14 protein-coding genes and 1 pseudogene are annotated in these 18,089 nt (G+C 61.8%); 9 read left to right on the plus strand and 6 right to left on the minus strand.

Annotated elements, in window-relative coordinates:
* Positions 1-94: 94 nt before the first annotated feature.
* A complete protein-coding gene (gene rlmKL, locus C4J94_RS19945) occupies positions 95-2,359 on the minus strand; it encodes a bifunctional 23S rRNA (guanine(2069)-N(7))-methyltransferase RlmK/23S rRNA (guanine(2445)-N(2))-methyltransferase RlmL (protein WP_124387721.1) in 2,265 nt (754 codons plus the stop codon).
* A 532-nt stretch (positions 2,360-2,891) separates the two neighbouring features.
* Here rlmKL and rmf point away from each other — a divergent pair.
* Positions 2,892-3,107: a ribosome modulation factor gene (gene rmf / locus C4J94_RS19950; RefSeq protein WP_002553055.1), complete on the plus strand. Its 216-nt coding sequence runs from the start codon at positions 2,892-2,894 to the stop codon at positions 3,105-3,107.
* Positions 3,108-3,248: 141 nt separating this feature from the next.
* Here rmf and C4J94_RS19955 read toward each other — a convergent pair whose 3' ends face one another.
* From C4J94_RS19955 to C4J94_RS19975, 5 genes and pseudogenes are all read right to left on the minus strand, one after another.
* Entirely contained in the window at positions 3,249-4,268 is a 1,020-nt protein-coding gene (locus C4J94_RS19955; protein WP_124387722.1) for a quinone-dependent dihydroorotate dehydrogenase, read from the minus strand.
* Positions 4,269-4,353: 85 nt separating this feature from the next.
* The gene (locus C4J94_RS19960) at positions 4,354-4,815 is read right to left on the minus strand and encodes a transglycosylase SLT domain-containing protein (protein ID WP_256657564.1); all 462 of its coding nucleotides are present in this window, start codon (positions 4,813-4,815) and stop codon (positions 4,354-4,356) included.
* The gene (locus C4J94_RS19965) at positions 4,808-5,194 is read right to left on the minus strand and encodes a winged helix-turn-helix domain-containing protein (protein WP_124387724.1); all 387 of its coding nucleotides are present in this window, start codon (positions 5,192-5,194) and stop codon (positions 4,808-4,810) included. The genes C4J94_RS19960 and C4J94_RS19965 overlap by 8 nt, the downstream gene beginning before the upstream one ends.
* Before the next feature lie 161 nt (positions 5,195-5,355).
* On the minus strand, positions 5,356-5,577 hold the full coding sequence (locus C4J94_RS19970) for a FliM/FliN family flagellar motor switch protein (RefSeq protein WP_124387725.1): 222 nt from the start codon (positions 5,575-5,577) through the stop codon (positions 5,356-5,358).
* A 106-nt stretch (positions 5,578-5,683) separates the two neighbouring features.
* Positions 5,684-6,520 (minus strand): annotated as a pseudogene (locus C4J94_RS19975) (secretin N-terminal domain-containing protein); the annotation flags it as partial.
* Positions 6,521-6,758: 238 nt separating this feature from the next.
* Between C4J94_RS19975 and C4J94_RS19980 the strand changes: the two are divergent.
* The 8 genes from C4J94_RS19980 to cobA all read left to right on the plus strand — a co-directional run bounded on the left by C4J94_RS19980 (position 6,759) and on the right by cobA (position 18,055).
* Positions 6,759-7,985: a CmpA/NrtA family ABC transporter substrate-binding protein gene (locus tag C4J94_RS19980; RefSeq protein WP_124387726.1), complete on the plus strand. Its 1,227-nt coding sequence runs from the start codon at positions 6,759-6,761 to the stop codon at positions 7,983-7,985.
* Between the two features lie 13 nt (positions 7,986-7,998).
* Complete coding sequence (locus C4J94_RS19985) at positions 7,999-8,574, plus strand: ANTAR domain-containing response regulator (protein WP_057721200.1); 576 nt, start codon at positions 7,999-8,001, stop codon at positions 8,572-8,574.
* Positions 8,575-8,720: 146 nt separating this feature from the next.
* Entirely contained in the window at positions 8,721-9,932 is a 1,212-nt protein-coding gene (locus C4J94_RS19990; protein WP_057721199.1) for a NarK/NasA family nitrate transporter, read from the plus strand.
* Positions 9,932-11,602, plus strand: coding sequence for a bifunctional protein-serine/threonine kinase/phosphatase (locus C4J94_RS19995; protein WP_124387727.1), 1,671 nt, complete (start codon positions 9,932-9,934; stop codon positions 11,600-11,602). Before C4J94_RS19990 ends, C4J94_RS19995 begins: the two co-directional genes overlap by 1 nt.
* Positions 11,603-11,826: 224 nt before the next feature.
* Complete coding sequence (gene nirB / locus C4J94_RS20000) at positions 11,827-14,280, plus strand: nitrite reductase large subunit NirB (RefSeq protein ID WP_124387728.1); 2,454 nt, start codon at positions 11,827-11,829, stop codon at positions 14,278-14,280.
* Positions 14,277-14,594: a nitrite reductase small subunit NirD gene (gene nirD / locus C4J94_RS20005; protein WP_065887851.1), complete on the plus strand. Its 318-nt coding sequence runs from the start codon at positions 14,277-14,279 to the stop codon at positions 14,592-14,594. Before nirB ends, nirD begins: the two co-directional genes overlap by 4 nt.
* Positions 14,594-17,302, plus strand: a complete 2,709-nt coding sequence (locus C4J94_RS20010; RefSeq protein WP_124387729.1) for a nitrate reductase — start codon at positions 14,594-14,596, stop codon at positions 17,300-17,302. Before nirD ends, C4J94_RS20010 begins: the two co-directional genes overlap by 1 nt.
* A 9-nt stretch (positions 17,303-17,311) precedes the next feature.
* Complete coding sequence (gene cobA, locus C4J94_RS20015; RefSeq protein ID WP_124387730.1) at positions 17,312-18,055, plus strand: uroporphyrinogen-III C-methyltransferase; 744 nt, start codon at positions 17,312-17,314, stop codon at positions 18,053-18,055.
* Positions 18,056-18,089 lie beyond the last annotated feature (34 nt).

Raw genomic sequence — 18,089 nt, forward strand, 5'->3', positions numbered from 1 at the left:
ATCGGTCGAGAGTTTGACCAGCGCAAATACCGCGAGCGCTTGCTGTGTGAGGGAGCAAGCTCCCTCACCACCAGAGCTCGCTCCCTGCTGACAATCAGCGTGCGGTAATTTTCCAGGCGCGGTGGATCTTCGCATTGCGCGCAAAATCCGGGTCGATGGTCTTGTCGCTGATCTCCTCGACCGCATAGCGTTCGCTGAGGTTGTCTTCAAGCTGGAACTTGCGGAAGTTGTTCGAGAAGTACAGCACGCCGCCCGGCGCCAGGCGCGCCATGGCCAGGTCGAGCAACTGCACGTGGTCACGCTGCACGTCGAAAACGCCTTCCATGCGCTTGGAGTTGGAGAAGGTCGGCGGGTCGATGAAAATCATGTCGAATTCATCGCGACTGGCTTCCAGCCACGCCATCACGTCACCTTGTTCCAGGCGGTTCTTGTCGGAAAACCCGTTGAGGGAAAAGTTGCGGCGCGCCCAGTCCAGGTAGGTTTTGGACAGGTCGACACTGGTGGTACTGCGCGCGCCGCCCTTGGCCGCATGCACGCTGGCGGTGGCCGTGTAGCAATACAGGTTGAGGAAACGCTTGCCCGCCGCCTCCTTCTGAATGCGCATGCGCATCGGGCGATGATCAAGGAACAGGCCGGTGTCCAGATAGTCGGTGAGGTTGACCAGCAGCTTCACGCCACCTTCGCTGACCTCGGTGAACTTGCCCTGGGCGCTCTGGCGCTCGTATTGCTTGGTGCCGCTCTGACGCTCGCGACGCTTGACCACCACGCGGCTCTTGTCGATGTTCAGCGCCTGGGGAATCGCGGCCAGCGCGTCGAACATGCGCGCGGAGGCTTTTTCCGGGTCGATGGACTTGGGTGCGGCGTATTCCTGCACATGCACCCAGTCGTGATACAGGTCGATAGCCATGGAATATTCCGGCATATCAGCGTCGTACACGCGGTAGCAATCCACACCTTCACGCTTGGCCCACTTGCCCAGCAGCTTGAGATTCTTCTGCAGGCGGTTGGCGAACATCTGCCCGCCTTCACTCAGGCGCGCCTGTTCGACCACGGGGGCCGGGGCGGGCTTGATCGGGTTGCCGTTCTTGTTGTACTGGCGCTCTTGCGGCTCGGCCGGGGCTTGATCGTAAGCCGCTTGCTCACGCTCGGCCTGGCGTTGCTCCGGAGTACGGCGCTCGCCGGTGACGAACTGATCCGGGTTGACCTTGATCAGCAGCAATTTGCACGGCAAGGCGCCGTTCCAGAACGAATACTGTTTGTGGCTGCGGATGCCCATACGCTTGCCCAGGTCCGGCGCGCCGGTGAACACTGCAGCTTCCCAGCCCATGCAGGCCTGGCGCAGACGCTCGCCGAGGTTCTGGTAGAGGTACAACAGGCTGGCTTCGTCACCCAGTCGCTCGCCGTAGGGCGGGTTGCAGATGACCAGGCCTTTCTGGTTCTGGTCCGGGCGCGGCTCGAACGTGCCGACTTCGCCCTGGTACACCTTGATCCAGTGGCTCAGGCCTGCGCGCTCGATGTTGTTGCGCGCTGGCTGGATCAGGCGCGGATCGGCTTCGTAGCCACGCACCCACAGCGGGGTTTTGTTCATGCCGATAGCGGCGCGCTCGGTGGCCTCGGCGTGCAGTTTCTTCCACAACGCCGGGACGTGTCCCAGCCAGGTGGTGAAACCCCACAGTTCGCGGTTGAGGTTGGGTGCCATGTCGGCGGCGATCATCGCGCCTTCCACCAGGAAAGTGCCCACGCCACACATCGGGTCGGTCAATGCGCCGCCTTCGGCAGCGATGCGCGGCCAGCCGGCACGGATCAGGATCGCGGCCGCCAGGTTTTCCTTCAGCGGCGCAGCGCCCTGCTGCAGGCGGTAGCCACGCTGGTGCAGGCTGTGGCCGGACAGATCCAGGGACAGAATGGCTTCGCCACGGTCCAGGCGCAGATGGATGCGCAGGTCCGGGTTGATCTTGTCGATGGAGGGGCGCTCGCCAGTCGGGGTGCGCAGCTTGTCGACGATCGCGTCCTTGACCTTCAGCGCGCCGAAGTGAGTGTTGTCGATGCCCGAGCCGTGACCGCTGAATTCCACCGCCAGCGTACCGTCACTGACCATGTGGTCGGCCCATTCGATATCCAGCACGCCGTGGTAGAGGTCTTCGGCGTCCTTCATCGGGAAGCGCTTGAGCACCAGCAGCACGCGGTTGGCCAAGCGCGACCAGAGGCAAAGGCGGTAGGCAGTTTCCATGTCGGCCATGCCGCGCACAGCCGAGGTGTGCTCACGGGCATCCTCAAGGCCAAGCCCGACGGCTTCCTCGATCAGCAGGCCTTCGAGGCCCTTGGGGCAGGTGAGGAAGAGTTCAAAACGGTCCGACATGGGGCATTCCAGGCTTTTCAGCAATAAATGAGCGGGCGACGCATCGCCGGCTCGGTTTTCAATCAAGCACTTTTCTCGAAGAGTGCTCGCGTGGCACGAATGTGCCGTCCCACTCCGTCTGGCCGGCCCTTGGGCCTTTATTGACGGGGCAGAAGAAGAAAGTGAAGCAACAAAAGGAAATATTCCGACCCTTCGTCGAATAATAACCGACTGCAACAGGCGGGCATTCTCACCAAAGGATTAAACCGTTGCGCTTCGCAGGGCACATCATAACTGGCTTTGCCCTGTAAAAGGGGCGAAAAACCGTCCCAGCTTATGGCTATAGCATCGTTATCGTTACGTGCTTATGACAAAACGATCATTGAATCCATGTGACCTATTGGTTAGAACTCAACACAGGTTGGCGCCGTAACGGCGTCGACACATCGGCTCGCCACGCCGGCAGCGAGCCCACCAACGGCAGAAAAACTCTGCCCGGCCTCACACGAGGCCGAAGGATATCTAGACAGTCAACAAGTGAGGGAAACACCCTATGAGAAGACTTAAGCGTGATCCGTTGGAAAGAGCATTTTTACGCGGATATCAATATGGCGTTCATGGAAAATCCCGTGAGCTTTGCCCATTTACTCTACCGTCGGTACGCCAAGCCTGGATCAATGGCTGGCGAGAAGGACGCGGCGACAACTGGGACGGTATGACTGGCACTGCGGGTATCCACAGACTCAACGAACTTCACGCCGTCGGCTAATCAGGGCACTTAATTCCGACACATCAACTTGAATACGTAACGACTTAACCACGCACGTCCTATCCGGGCGGCGGGCTTCGGCCCAGGGGCTCCTTTATGGAGCCCTTTTTATTGCCTCTGTCTCGTAGCTTTTTGGGCGCATCAGCGCAGGGCGGCGATTGCGTCCACCGATTCGCGAATGAGCGCGGGGCCTTTGTAGATGAAGCCGGAATACACCTGCACCAGGCTTGCGCCCGCCGCGATCTTTTCAGCCGCATGCTTGCCTTCGGTGATGCCACCTACGGCGATGATCGGCAGGCGCCCCGCCAGTTCGGCCGCGAGCACCTTGATGATATGGGTGCTTTTGTCCCGAACCGGCGCGCCGGACAGACCGCCGGCCTCGTCACCGTGAGCCAGGCCTTCGACGCCTACGCGGCTGAGGGTGGTGTTGGTCGCGATCACCGCATCCATGCCCGAATCCACAAGGGCCTGGGCCACCAGCACGGTTTCTTCATCGCTCATATCAGGCGCGATCTTGATCGCCAACGGCACCCGCTTGCCGTGGCGCACCGCCAGGTCTTCCTGGCGCTGGCGCAACGCTTCGAGCAATTGCTTGAGGGAGTCACCGAACTGCAGGCTGCGCAGGCCCGGGGTGTTGGGCGAGCTGACGTTGACGGTGACGTAGCTGGCGTGGGCGTAGACCTTATCCAGGCAGATCAGGTAATCGTCCACCGCACGCTCCACCGGCGTGTCGAAATTCTTGCCGATGTTGATACCGAGGATGCCCTTGTATTTCGCCGCCTGCACCCGCGTGAGCAAATGATCCACGCCCAGGTTGTTGAAGCCCATGCGGTTGATGATCGCCTCGGCTTCCGGCAGGCGGAAGATCCGGGGCTTGGGGTTGCCCGGTTGCGGTCGGGGGGTGACAGTGCCGATCTCGACGAAACCGAAACCCAATTGTGCAAACCCGTCGATGGCCGCACCGTTCTTGTCCAGGCCGGCAGCCAGCCCGACCGGGTTGGGGAATTGGAGCCCCATCACCGACACCGGCATTTTTGCCGGAGCCTTGCATACCAGGCCATTGAGCCCCAGGCGGCCACCGGCGCCGATCAGGTCCAGGGACAGATCGTGGGAGGTTTCCGGGGAGAGTTTGAACAACAGCTGGCGGGCCAGGGTATACATGGGCGGGCTAGACTCGGATGGCGGCGAAAGGTGGCGCGATTATAGCCGGGGAGAAGGGCTGCATGCGAGGCGTGCCGCCCATTCGTCAATTACGATGAGCCATCAAGGCCTCGTAGCGTACCCAGACTTTTTCGGCGTAGCGCATGCGCAATGCGTCGCGCTGCGGCCCGGCGCCCGGCCCCACATTGTAGGAACCCACCGCCGTCCAGTTATAGCCGAAACGCTGAACGAGCCCGGCAAGAATCGAGGCGCCGACTTCCACCGACAAGCACGGCTCGTTCAACAGCCGTTCTTCGGTAATGCCCAGCTTGAGCAAGCGAGGCAAGTGACTGCTGTTGATTTGCATCAAACCGATATCATGCGTGTCGTTCCCGTTGGCATAGTTGATCGCTTGCGCACGATACCCCGACTCTACCGCCGCGATGGCCTGCAACAACTCCGGCTCGAAGTCATAGCGACGCGCCACTTCATCCCAACAGTAGGCGAGGGCCTGGTTGCTATTAATCAGCGCGCTCAGTATCAGGGCCTTGCCCCATCCCTTAGACACTGCTGACCTGCCCACACGCCGAACACAGGTGCATGACTTGCTTTGGCTCAGGGTCTTCAACCTGCACGGGGCAGGTAAATCGATAGCCCTTGCCATATACGGTCTTGATAAAGCCTTTGTCGGCTCCCAAGTGTTTGCGCAACGCGTAAATGCAACGCGTCAATGACTCATCAGCCACCTCGCCCCTGGGCCAAGCGAGCGCCAACAGCCGGTCCTTGGTCATCAACGAACCGCCGGAAGCCAGCAACAGCCGAAGCACGCGACCCTCTTTTGGTGGCAGTTGAATATCGACTTCCCTGTTTGTCAGCCGACCATCGCCCTGCAAGGTCCAGTGAGCGAAAACGAGGGGCTTTGGCGACTCTTCAATCCCTACGGCCATGGAGCACCTGTACATTCGACTGCTGACATTCAAATCCCTTTTACCCGTGACGGCGCACTCGCCCGATGCTGTGACTATAAAAACCTGTCTCGCCCATCACGCTAGGAAAAGCCCTATTCAGTCAGCGCTTTTCAGCTTTTTGTTGTAAGACAATTCGAGGCTTAGCCCGAATGAGGCATCCAATCCTGATACACCTCATGCAGTTCAACCCCTAGCCGGTCCTCCAACTGCACCAACTCGCCCAGCGCCATCAGTTGCCCGTTGACCCGTACTTCCACGCAATGGATGACCTCAGGCGCCAAAGGCAACACCTTCCCCGGCGCAAACGCAGCCAGACGCTTGCGGCTGATCAATTGCTCCTGCAGCAGTATTTCCAGGTACATAGGCAAACGCCTTTATTCAGGGGGAACGCTCGCGGCCCAGTCTTACGAACGCACGTTGCACGCGTTCATATTGCGCAGCCGTCAACAGCGGCGGCCCGGCCGGGGGCTTCGATTCGTCACGGCTCACTTCCGCCCGCCATGACGAGATTTCATTCAGTTGCTTGGGCACATCCAATTCCTCTACCAGTTTTTCGATCAGGCTGACCTGAGCAGGCTTGCCTTTGATCAGGAGGCTGTTGGTATCCGGATAAGCGATCAACGTGAGGTTCTTGTCCGCCAGCGGGCCCTTTTGTTCACTGGCCAGCAGGCCTCGGATGATGGATGCGATTCCCGGCACGCTGACCTTGTTTGCACCGGTCCCATACTGCCGATCCTCGACGCTTGTGTTGAACACCTGCACCACGCCAAAGGCATGCGCCCCCACACGCAACTCACTGCGTTGCCGATCGGTCAATTGCGCCAGCCGCAGCACCTGGTTGACATAGCTGGGCGGCCCGGACACGTAGAACGTGCGCACCCCGCTGTCGCGCAGCGGATAGCGTGACTCATCCAGCCCCGTGCGGCGCATGATGCCGCGCAGCCGATTGACCGAAATGTATCGCAGCGCCACGGCAGAGGTTCTCGCTTCGGCCGCGTCGTAGAGGTGCACTGCCTGCCCGTCGCTGTGCCAGATCAGGCCTTCCTGCCGGGCCAGCGCTTCGAGCACCTGTTGCGGCGCCTCGAAATCGAATGTTCCGCTGACACGCTTGTGCGCTGCTTCCCGGCTGACCACCACAGGCATTCCCAAAGGCACCGCCAGCGCAGTGAAAAAACTGTCCAGGCTTTCGTCCCTGGCCTCATACGGCTCGCCCCACGCGACACAGCTGACCAGCAACAGCGCGCCCCAAAGCAGCGTGCTACCGAGCCAGTAGTGGTTCGTCGTATTGGCGGAATCAGCAGGCACCTTGGATTTTCCTGGGGCGGTAGAACGCAAAAGAGCGGCCATACTGAAAGGCGGGCGAACTTCAATCATGATGGAAAGCTGACGGCGTCCCCGTGGCATGTGCCTTGCTATGCGCTTTCTATCAGGGCGCGCGCCAACGACGGAGCGGGCCTACGGACAAAGGCGTCGTTTCCCTGTAATGGCCGGTATCGCCATCCGAGGAAACGACGTTTTTTTTTCAGAGAATAGGTAGGTATTGATGAACGATTCGGTCGGCAACAGCCCGGTGAGCCCTGCGCTGGCCTGGGTGAACGGCAGTGACGCCCCGGAAAAAAGCAGCCTGGATCTGGGGTTCATGGCCTTGACCGATTGCGCCTCGGTGGTGGTCGCAGCCACCCAGGGGTTTGCACAACCCTACGGACTTACGCTGAACCTCAAGCGTCAGTCGTCATGGGCCAACTTGCGCGACAAACTGGTCAGCGGCGAGCTGGACGCCGCCCATAGCCTCTACGGGCTGATCTACGCCGTGCACCTGGGCATCGGCGGCGTTGCTCCGAGCCCGATGGCGGTGCTGATGGGGCTGAACCAGAATGGGCAGAGCATCAACCTTTCCCGTGGGCTGCAACAGCAAGGCGTGACCACTCCTGAGGCATTGGACCGTCACGTGCACCAAAGCCGCACAAAACTCACCTTCGCCCAGACGTTTCCGACAGGCACCCACGCCATGTGGCTGTATTACTGGCTGGCGAGCCAGGGCATCCATCCGCTGCAGGACGTGGACAGCGTGGTGGTCCCTCCGCCGCAAATGGTTGCGCACCTGCAAGCGGGCCGTATCGATGGCCTGTGTGTCGGTGAACCCTGGTGCGCCAGCGCAGTGAAGCAGAACCAGGGGTTCACCCTGGCGACCAGCCAGTCGATCTGGCCGAATCATCCGGAAAAAGTCCTGGGCTGCACCCAGGCCTTCGTCGACCAATACCCCAATACGGCCCGTGTATTGGTGATGGCCATTCTCGAGGCCAGTCGTTTTATCGAGGCGAGCATACAAAACCGTCGCTCCACCGCCCAACTGCTCAGCGCCCGTGAATATCTCGATGCACCGCTGGACTGCATCGAACCACGCCTGCTGGGCAACTACGACGATGGCCTGGGCAACCAGTGGCAAGACCCGCACGCGCTGCGTTTTTTCGCCGATGGTGCGGTCAACCTGCCCTACCTCTGCGACGGCATGTGGTTCATGACCCAATTTCGCCGCTGGGGCCTGCTGCGCGAAGACCCGGACTACCTTGCCGTCGCGCGCCAGGTGCAACAACTGGACTTATATCGTCAAGCCGCCAGTGCCGTGGGCGTGGCAACCAGTGCCCAGGACATGCGCAGCAGCCAGTTGATCGACGGCAAGGTCTGGGACGGCTCCGACCCCGCCGGCTATGCCCGCAGCTTCCGCCTGCACGCCATGGCGGACAACACTACACGCCAAGCGCTGCGCTGACAGGAGCACAACCATGCTGCGAATCCTGTTGATCAATGACACCCCGCGCAAAGTCGGTCGACTCAAGGCTGCGCTGACCGAGGCCGGTTTTGAAGTGATCGATGAGTCCGGCCTGACCATCGACCTGCCCGCGCGCGTCGAAACGGTGCGCCCCGACGTGATCCTGATCGATACCGAGTCACCCGGCCGCGATGTGATGGAACAGGTGGTGCTGGTCAGCCGCGACCAGCCTCGCCCTATCGTGATGTTTACCGATGAGCACGACCCGAATGTCATGCGCCAGGCGATCAAATCCGGCGTCAGCGCCTACATTGTCGAAGGCATTCAGGCCCAGCGCCTGCAACCGATCCTCGATGTGGCCATGGCCCGCTTTGAAAGCGACCAGGCCCTGCGCGCCCAGCTCCACGCCCGCGATCAGCAGTTGGCGGAGCGCAAGCGCATCGAGCTGGCCAAAGGTCTGCTGATGAAAATGAAGGACTGCAATGAGGAAGAGGCCTACACCCTTATGCGTCGCCAGGCCATGAGCCGTCAGCAGAAACTGATTCAGGTGGCCGAACAGATTATTGCCATGAGCGAGTTGCTCGGCTGATCTGGCGCGGCTCTTGCTAAACAACCTCTACAGGTAGCCAACGGCGGTTGCCCCACCCACGACAAAGACGTCGCACACCCGGTTTGCCCTCGCGAACCCGGTGGCGGCGTTTTTTCGTTTTAGACCCCCAACCGTTGAGGTGCGTGATGAAATCAAGCTTCTGGAAATCCGGGCACACCCCGACCCTGTTTGCCGCGTTCCTGTATTTCGACCTGAGCTTCATGGTCTGGTATCTGCTGGGCCCACTGGCGGTACAGATTGCCGCCGACCTGCACCTGACCACTCAACAGCGTGGCCTTGTGGTCGCTACGCCGATCCTGGCGGGCGCAGTGTTGCGCTTTCTGATGGGCATGCTGGCCGACAAGCTGTCACCCAAGACCGCCGGGCTGATTGGCCAGGTCATTGTCATCGTCGCGTTGTTCTGCGCCTGGAAGCTGGGCATTCACAGCTACGAGCAAGCCCTGCTGCTGGGCATGTTCCTCGGCATGGCCGGCGCCTCTTTTGCTGTGGCCCTGCCGTTGGCCTCCCAGTGGTACCCGGCCGAGCACCAGGGCAAAGCCATGGGCATCGCCGGCGCCGGCAACTCCGGCACCGTGTTTGCCGCCTTGCTGGCACCGGTACTGGCGGCGGCCTTTGGCTGGAGCAATGTGTTCGGCTTTGCGTTGATTCCGCTGATCCTCACCCTGATCGTGTTCGCCTGGCTTGCGCGCAATGCTCCGCAACGCCCGAAAGCCAAGTCGATGGCCGACTACTTCAAGGCGCTGGGTGATCGCGACAGTTGGTGGTTCATGTTCTTCTACAGCGTGACCTTCGGCGGCTTCATCGGCCTGGCCAGCGCCCTGCCCGGCTACTTCAACGACCAGTACGGCCTGAGCCCGGTGACCGCCGGCTATTACACCGCGGCCTGTGTCTTCGGTGGCAGCCTGATGCGCCCCCTGGGCGGCGCCCTGGCGGACCGTTTTGGTGGGATCAAGACCCTGCTCGGCATGTACAGCGTGGCGGTGATCTGCATTGCGGCGGTGGGTTTCAACCTGCCCAGTTCCTACGCTGCGCTGGCGCTTTTCGTGTGCACCATGCTCGGCCTTGGCGCCGGCAACGGCGCGGTATTCCAGTTGGTGCCGCAGCGTTTTCGCAGTGAGATCGGCGTCATGACCGGCCTGATCGGCATGGCTGGCGGTATCGGCGGCTTTGCCCTGGCCGCCGGCATGGGCGCGATCAAACAGAGTACCGGCAGTTACCAGTTGGCCCTGTGGTTGTTCGCCAGCCTGGGCGTGCTGGCCTGGTTTGGCCTGCACGGCGTCAAGCGCCGCTGGAGAACCACCTGGGGCTCGGCCGCCGTGACCGCCGCGCGCGTCTGATGAGCCTGCAACTGAGCGTTGCCCAGGCCACTGCGATCGGCCCACGGGCGGAAAACCAGGATGCCTTGCGGGTGGTCACGCCCGTGGCAGAACTGGCCGCGAGCAAAGGCTACCTGTGCGCCCTGGCCGACGGTGTCAGCCAATGCGCCGACGGCGGCCTGGCCGCGCGCTCGACCTTGCAGGCGCTGGCCCTGGACTACTACGCCACGCCGCAAACCTGGGGCGTGGCCCAGGCGCTGGAACGTTTATTGGTCGCGCAGAATCGCTGGCTGCAAGCCAATGGCGGCGGCCAGCCTTTGCTGACCACCCTCAGTGCCCTGGTGTTTCGCGGCCAGCGTTTCACCCTGGCCCATGTCGGTGACTGCCGGGCCTATCGCTGGCTGGACGGCGAGTTGCAGCGCATCAGCGAAGACCATGTGTGGGAGCAGCCGGGCATGCAGCATGTGCTCAAGCGCGCCCTCGGCCTGGACCAGCACCTGGTGCTGGACTTTCTCGACGGAGAACTGCGCGCAGGCGAGTGTTTCCTGCTGCTCAGTGACGGCGTCTGGGCCACCTTGGGCGATCCCAGCATCAGCGCGATTCTGCGCGAGCAAACCGACCTGGACCTGGCGGTCAACACGCTGGTCACCGCCGCGCACCTGGCAGGCAGCCAGGACAACGCCAGCGCTTTGCTGGTGCGCATCGATGCCCTCGGCGCCGCCACGCTTGGTGACGCACTGGTGCAGTTGCAGCAGTGGCCGCTGCCGCCACTGCTCAAAGCCGGGCAACGCTTCGAAGGTTGGCACGTGCAAAGCCTGCTGGCGCAGAGCCGACAGTCATTGCTGTATCGGGTACAGGATGATCAGCAGCGGCCCTGGCTGCTGAAAACCTTGCCGTTGAATCGCGAAGAAGATTCTGATGCCGCCCAGGCCTTACTCTCGGAAGAATGGTTCCTGCGCCGGGTCGCCGGCCGCGCCTTCCCTGAAGTGCATGCCGCCAGTGGGCGTCAGCATTTGTACTACGTGATGCGTGAATATCCGGGGCAAACCCTTGCCGAACTGTTCAAGCGCCAGGGCCCATTGCCCCTGGCGCAATGGCAGGCCATCGCCGAACGCTTGCTGCGCGCGGTCGGCCTGCTGCACCGGCGGCAGATCCTGCATCGAGATATCAAGCCGGAAAATCTGTTGCTGGGAGACGACGGCGAACTGCGCGTGCTGGATTTCGGCCTGGCCTACTGCCCCGGGCTTTCCGAAGACCGCGCCAGCGTGCTGCCCGGAACCCCGAGCTTTATCGCACCGGAGTCGTTCAACGGCGAACGTCCTACGACGCAACAGGATTTGTATAGCGTCGGCGTCACGCTCTATTACCTGCTCACCGGCCACTATCCCTACGGCGAAATCGAAGCCTTCCAACGCCCCCGCTTCACCCATGCGGTCAGCGCCAGCCGCTACCGTCCCGATTTGCCGGACTGGCTGCCCGCAAGCCTCGAACGGGCGGTGGCCGCGCACCCGCAGCAACGTTATGAAACCGCCGAAGAATGGTTGCTGGTGCTGGAACAGGCCGACCGCCGTGAGCTGAGCGTGAGGCCACGGCCCTTGCTGGAGCGTGAACCGCTCAAGGTCTGGCAAACCCTGGCGACGGTTTCGCTGCTGATCAATCTGGTGCTGCTGTTCTGGCTATTGCACCACTAACGGGCAGAATTTCCCGGCTTTGCGCTTGAGACCCCAATAAAACAGGGGATATCCACACTTGGCACAGCTGCTGCATTAGCTATCCCAACAACCCACATACAGCCGCGCCTTCAACGTCGAAGGATCGAGCTTCCCGAGAGAACGGGACCAGGACAAAGGCGTCCTCGCTAGGTAACTAGCGGGGACGCCTTTTTTTGTTTGCGCGTGATTGGTCGGAGAGCGACATGAAAAAACTCAAACTGGTGATGATCGGCAACGGCATGGCCGGGGTTCGCACCCTGGAAGAATTGCTCAAGCTCAGCAGCGAGCTCTATGACATCACGGTGTTCGGCGCCGAGCCCCACACCAACTACAACCGCATCCTGCTGTCGCCGGTGCTGGCCGGCGAGCAGACCTTCGAAGAGATCGTGCTCAACGATCTGGACTGGTACCTGGATAACAACGTCAAGCTGCTGCTCAACCGCAAGGTGGTGCAGATCGACCGGGTCAAGCGTCGCGTCATCGCTGAGGACGGTACCGAAGCCGAGTACGACCGCCTGCTGATCGCCACCGGCTCCACGCCGTTTATCCTGCCCATTCCCGGCAACACTTTGCAGGGCGTGATCGGCTACCGCGACATCGCAGACACCCAGGCCATGATCGACACCGCCAAGACCCACACCCACGCCGTGGTCATCGGTGGCGGCCTGCTCGGGCTGGAGGCCGCCAACGGTTTGATGCTGCGCGGCATGCACGTGACCGTGGTGCATATCGGTGAATGGCTGCTGGAACGGCAACTGGACAAGACCAGCGGCCAACTGCTGCAAACCGAACTGGAAAGCCGTGGCCTGGTGTTCCGCCTGTGCGAACAGACCCAGGCCCTGCACGATGCCGGCAACGGTCGGGTCGGCTCGGTGCAGTTCAAGAATGGCGACATCATCCCCGCCGACCTGGTAGTGATGGCCGCCGGTATCCGTCCCAACACCGAGCTTGCGGAAAAGTCCGGCATCCCCTGCAACCGTGGGATTCTGGTCAACGATACGATGCAAACCTACGACCCGCGCATCTACGCCATCGGTGAATGCGCCAGCCACCGTGGGATTGCCTACGGCCTGGTGGCACCGCTGTTCGAACAGGCCAAGGTCTGCGCCAACCACCTCGCCCAGTTGGGTTTCGCCACCTATAAAGGGTCCGTGACCTCCACCAAGCTGAAAGTCACCGGCATCGACCTGTTCTCCGCCGGTGATTTCATGGGCGGCGAAGGCACGGAGACCATCACCCTCTCCGACCCCATCGGCGGCGTGTACAAAAAACTGGTGATCAAGGACGACATCCTGGTCGGCGCCTGCCTGTACGGCGATACCGCCGATGGCGGTTGGTATTTCCGTCAGATCCGTGAGAACCACGCGATTGGCGAGATCCGCGACCATTTGATGTTTGGTGAGAATGCGCTGGGCGACGTCGGCCACCAAGGCCAGGACAAAGCCATGAGCATGGCCGACAACGCCGAGGTCTGCGGCTGCAATGGCGTGTGCAAGGGCACCATCGTCAAGGCGATCCAGGAACAGGGGCTGTTCAGCGTCGATGAGGTGAAAAAGCACACCAAGGCTGCCAGCTCGTGCGGCTCCTGCGCGGGGCTGGTGGAGCAGATCCTGATCAACACCGTGGGCGGTGCCGCCGACGTCAAACCCAAGAGCGAAAAAGCCATCTGCGGTTGCAGCGACCTCAACCACGGGCAAATCCGCCAGGCCATTCGCGACCAGCACCTGCTGACCATCGCCGGCACCATGAGCTACCTGAACTGGCGCACGCCCAACGGGTGCGCCACCTGCCGCCCGGCGCTGAACTATTACCTGATCTCCACCTGGCCTGGCGAAGCCAAGGACGACCCGCAATCGCGCCTGATCAACGAGCGTGCCCACGCGAACATTCAGAAAGACGGTACCTACTCCGTAGTCCCACGGATGTGGGGCGGCGTGACCAATCCGTCGGAGCTGCGCCGTATCGCCGACGTGGCCGACAAGTACAACGTGCCGATGGTCAAGGTGACCGGCGGCCAGCGCATCGACTTGCTCGGCATCAAGAAGCAGGATTTGCCCGGCGTCTGGAAAGACCTCGACATGCCGTCCGGGCATGCCTACGGCAAATCCATCCGTACCGTGAAGACCTGCGTGGGCAGCGAGTTCTGCCGCTTCGGTACGCAGAACTCCACGCAACTGGGCATCGAGCTGGAGCACGACCTGTTCAATATGTGGTCGCCGCACAAGGTCAAGCTGGCGGTATCCGGTTGCCCACGCAATTGCTCGGAAGCGGGTATCAAGGACGTGGGAATTATCGGCGTGGACTCAGGCTGGGAGATGTATATCGGCGGCAACGGCGGGATCAAGACCGAAGTCGCGGAGTTCTTCGTCAAGCTCAAGACCGCCGAAGAGGTGCGCGAATACAACGGCGCCTTCTTACAGCTGTACCGCGAAGAAGCCTTCTACCTGGAGCGCACCGTGCATTACCTGCAGCGGGTCGGCATGGACCATATCAAGAAAGCCGTGTTGGAAGACCCGGCTCGGCGCCAGGCCCTCAACGAACGCCTGCAGTTTTCGCTGTCGTTCGAGCAAGACCCGTGGAAAGAGCGGCTGGAACAGCCGCTGCTGAAAAAAGAATTCGACGTCATCCCGGTCAAGCAACTGGAGGTGCCAGCATGAACTGGCTGGATATCTGCGCCCTGGAAGAGATCAACACATTGGGCTCGCGCATCATCAACGGACCCAAGGGCGACATTGCGATTTTTCGCACCAGCGACGATGAAGTCTTCGCACTGGATGACCGCTGCCCGCACAAAGGCGGGCCGCTGTCCCAAGGCTTGATCTATGGCAAGCGCGTGGCCTGCCCGCTGCACAATTGGCAAATCGATCTGGCGTCCGGCGAAGCCCAGGCGCCGGATATCGGCTGCGCCCATCATCACCTCGCCCGCGTGGAAAACGGCCGAGTGATGCTGGCCCTGCGGGATGCAGGGTGATGAACCGCCAGGTGACGGCGTCCACCTGCTGCTATTGCGGGGTGGGCTGCGGCGTGCTGATTGAGCATGACGGCACCCGGATCCTCGGCGTGCAAGGCGATCCGGACCACCCGGCCAACTTCGGCAAGCTGTGCAGCAAGGGCGCCAGCCTGCACCTGACCGGTGACCTCGACGCCCGCGCCTTGTACCCGGAGCTGCGGTTGGGCAAAGACCTGGCCCGCGCCCGTATCGACTGGGGTACCGCCCTGGAACATGCAGCCACGGTGTTTGCCGAGACCATCGCCGCGCACGGGCCGGACAGCGTTGCCTTCTACATCTCCGGGCAATTGCTGACCGAGGACTACTACAGCTTCAACAAACTGGCACGGGCGTTGGTGGGCACCAACAATATCGACAGCAACTCACGGCTGTGCATGTCCTCGGCCGTTGTTGGATACAAGCGCAGCCTGGGCGCCGATGCCCCGCCCTGCAGCTATGAAGACCTGGACACCAGCGACTGCGTGATGATCGTCGGCAGCAACATGGCCTACGCGCACCCGGTACTGTTCCGACGCCTGGAGGAAGCCAAGACGAAACGGCCGCAGATGAAAGTGGTGGTGATCGACCCACGGCGCACAGACACCTGCGACTTGGCTGACCTGCACCTGGCGATCTTGCCCGGGACGGACGTCGCGCTGTTCCATGGAATTTTGCATCTGCTGCTGTGGGAAGACTGGGTCGACCGCGACTTTATCCAGGCGCATACCGACGGCCTGGCCGAGCTGAAACGCCTGGTACATGACTACACGCCTCAGATGGTCACTCAGCTGTGCGGGATCAGCGTCGAGCAATTGCGCCTGTGCGCGCAATGGGTCGGCACCTCCAGTAGTTTCCTGTCGCTGTGGTGCATGGGGCTTAACCAATCCACCGCCGGCAGCGCAAAAAACAGCGCACTGATCAACCTGCACCTGGCCACCGGTACCATTGGCCGGCCAGGTTGTGGGCCGTTTTCCCTGACCGGCCAACCCAATGCCATGGGCGGGCGCGAGACCGGCAGCTTGTCGAACCTGCTACCTGGGCATCGTGACGCCGCCAATCCCGAGCACCGTGCAGAAGTGGCCGCTTATTGGGGCATCGATCAACTGCCCGCCCCCACCGGCCTCACGGCCATCGAACTGTTCGAACAGGTACAGGCGGGCAAGATCAAGGCATTGTGGATCGCCTGCACTAACCCCGCTCAATCGTTGCCGGACCAGAACGCAGTGCGTGCAGCTTTGGCGACATGCCCTTTTGTAGTGTTGCAGGAAGCTTTTCGAACCACCGAGACCGCCGCCTACGCCGACCTGCTGTTGCCCGCTGCCAGTTGGGGCGAAAAAGAAGGCACGGTAACCAACTCCGAACGGCGTATTTCCCACGTACGGCGCGCCATCAGCGCACCGGGAGAAGCGCGGCCGGACTGGGCGATTACCGTGGATTTCGCTCAACGCCTGGAGCGTCGTCTGCGGCCGGGACTGAGCAGCCTGTTTGCCTTTGAGCAACCCGCGCAGATTTTCGACGAGTTCAAGCTGCTCACGCGAAACCGCGATTTGGATATGTCCGGCATCAGCCATGCCGTGCTTGACCGACTCGGCCCGCAGCAGTGGCCGTTCCCCATGGACGCACGGGCTGGAACGCCACGACTCTACGTCGACGGTATCTTTCCCACTGAAAATGGCCGTGCGCAGTTTGTCGCCGACCCTTATCGCGCCGCCAAGGAGCAGCGTGACGCGCGCTTCCCGTTGACCCTGATCACCGGCCGCCTGCGCGACCAATGGCACGGCATGAGCCGTACCGGCACCGCGGCGCAGTTGTTCGGGCATGTCAGCGAGGCGCTGTTGAGCCTGCATCCGGACGAGTTACGCCGTCACCGTTTCAAAGACGGCGACCTGGTCAGCCTGAAAAGCCGTCGAGGCCAAGTGGTCGTCGCGGTCACCAGCGATGACAGTGTGCGTCCTGGCCAAGCGTTCCTGCCCATGCATTGGGGCGACCGTTTTCTCAAGGGCGGCGTCAATGTGCTCACCCAGCCGGCATTCGATCCGTTGTCGAAACAGCCGGAACTCAAACACAGCGGCGTGCGCCTGGAAGCGGTGCAACTGCCGTGGCAGCTGTTTGCGCTGATCGAGGGCGACGTGCAGCGACATTTTGAAGCCCTGCGCCCGCTCTGTGAGGGTTTCGCCTATGTCAGCCTGAGCCTGTGCGGCCGTGAGCGCCCCGCCCTGCTGGTGCGCGCAGCCCATACCGAAGCGCCAGACCTGCAGTTGCTGAACCGCATCGACCAGTTGCTGGGGCTCAATGACGGCCCGGTGATGGCCTATGACGACCCACGCCGCTCCATTGGTAAACGGGTAAAAATCGAAAAAGGTCGCATCACCGCGTTACGCCTGGCCGGCGAAACCCTTGCCCGCCATTGGCTGCAAAGCCTGTGGCTGGAAGGTCGCGCCGACGATCAATTACGCCGCTGGCTATTGGCGCCTTTAAGCGCGCCACCGGGAGGTGCCGCGGCCAGCAGCAAGGTGCTGTGCAATTGCAAAAACGTCAGCGAAAACGCGGTGTGCGCCGGGATCGCCCGTGGCCTGGACTTGAATGGACTCAAACAAGAACTGGAATGCGGCACGCAATGCGGCTCCTGCGTGCCCGAAATCAAACGTCTTTTGGCCGCCAGCCCGCAGCCAATCGCAATCAGTCTGTGAGGTAAAAACATGAGCGCAAAAGTGTGGCTGGTAGGCGCTGGGCCCGGTGATCCGGAATTGCTCACCCTCAAAGCGGTTAGAGCCCTGCATGAAGCGGATGTGGTGCTGATTGACGATCTGGTCAACCCGGCCGTGCTGGAACACTGTGCCGATGCGCGAGTGATCACCGTCGGCAAGCGCGGCGGCTGTCGCTCTACACCGCAGGATTTCATTCACCGTCTGATGCTGCGCTATGCGCGCCAGGGCAAGTGCGTGGTGCGGCTCAAAGGGGGTGACCCGTGCATTTTCGGCCGGGGCGGCGAGGAAGCAACGTGGCTGCGCGAGCGAGGTGTCGAGGTAGAGTTGGTCAATGGGATCACCTCAGGGCTGGCTGGAGCGACGAATTGCGATATCCCGTTGACGCTGCGCGGTGTGAGCCGTGGCGTGACGTTGGTCACGGCACATACCCAGGATGACAGCCGCCTGAACTGGCGCGCACTGGCTGAGGGGGGAACGACGCTGGTGGTGTACATGGGCGTCGCCAAGCTGGAAGAGATTCGCCAGCAGTTGCTGGATGGTGGAATGGCTGCGGATATGCCGGTGGCGATGATCGAAAATGCTTCGTTGCCCGAACAGCGCGAATGCCGTAGCGACCTCACCGCCATGCACGAAGACGCGCAGGCTTTTGCGCTGAAGAGCCCGGCAATCCTGGTGATCGGCCGTGTTGCCAGCGCGGCACAGCTGGCCTGCGTCACGGCTGCGGCCAGCGCCTGAGGCAAATCGCAGGCGAAAAAAAGCCCGGCCTAAG

Origin of the sequence: Pseudomonas sp. R5-89-07 (assembly GCF_003851685.1) — a bacterium.
Taxonomy (GTDB): Bacteria; Pseudomonadota; Gammaproteobacteria; order Pseudomonadales; family Pseudomonadaceae; genus Aquipseudomonas.

Bases quoted from the DNA above. Each gene is read 5' to 3' on its own strand.
- rlmKL (WP_124387721.1), bottom strand. From the start codon at position 2,359: ATGTCGGACCGTTTTGAACTCTTCCTCACCTGCCCCAAGGGCCTCGAA.
- rmf (WP_002553055.1), top strand. From the start codon at position 2,892: ATGAGAAGACTTAAGCGTGATCCGTTGGAAAGAGCATTTTTACGCGGA.
- C4J94_RS19955 (WP_124387722.1), bottom strand. From the start codon at position 4,268: ATGTATACCCTGGCCCGCCAGCTGTTGTTCAAACTCTCCCCGGAAACC.
- C4J94_RS19965 (WP_124387724.1), bottom strand. From the start codon at position 5,194: ATGGCCGTAGGGATTGAAGAGTCGCCAAAGCCCCTCGTTTTCGCTCAC.
- C4J94_RS19970 (WP_124387725.1), bottom strand. From the start codon at position 5,577: ATGTACCTGGAAATACTGCTGCAGGAGCAATTGATCAGCCGCAAGCGT.
- C4J94_RS19980 (WP_124387726.1), top strand. From the start codon at position 6,759: ATGAACGATTCGGTCGGCAACAGCCCGGTGAGCCCTGCGCTGGCCTGG.
- C4J94_RS19985 (WP_057721200.1), top strand. From the start codon at position 7,999: ATGCTGCGAATCCTGTTGATCAATGACACCCCGCGCAAAGTCGGTCGA.
- C4J94_RS19990 (WP_057721199.1), top strand. From the start codon at position 8,721: ATGAAATCAAGCTTCTGGAAATCCGGGCACACCCCGACCCTGTTTGCC.
- C4J94_RS19995 (WP_124387727.1), top strand. From the start codon at position 9,932: ATGAGCCTGCAACTGAGCGTTGCCCAGGCCACTGCGATCGGCCCACGG.
- nirB (WP_124387728.1), top strand. From the start codon at position 11,827: ATGAAAAAACTCAAACTGGTGATGATCGGCAACGGCATGGCCGGGGTT.
- nirD (WP_065887851.1), top strand. From the start codon at position 14,277: ATGAACTGGCTGGATATCTGCGCCCTGGAAGAGATCAACACATTGGGC.
- C4J94_RS20010 (WP_124387729.1), top strand. From the start codon at position 14,594: ATGAACCGCCAGGTGACGGCGTCCACCTGCTGCTATTGCGGGGTGGGC.
- cobA (WP_124387730.1), top strand. From the start codon at position 17,312: ATGAGCGCAAAAGTGTGGCTGGTAGGCGCTGGGCCCGGTGATCCGGAA.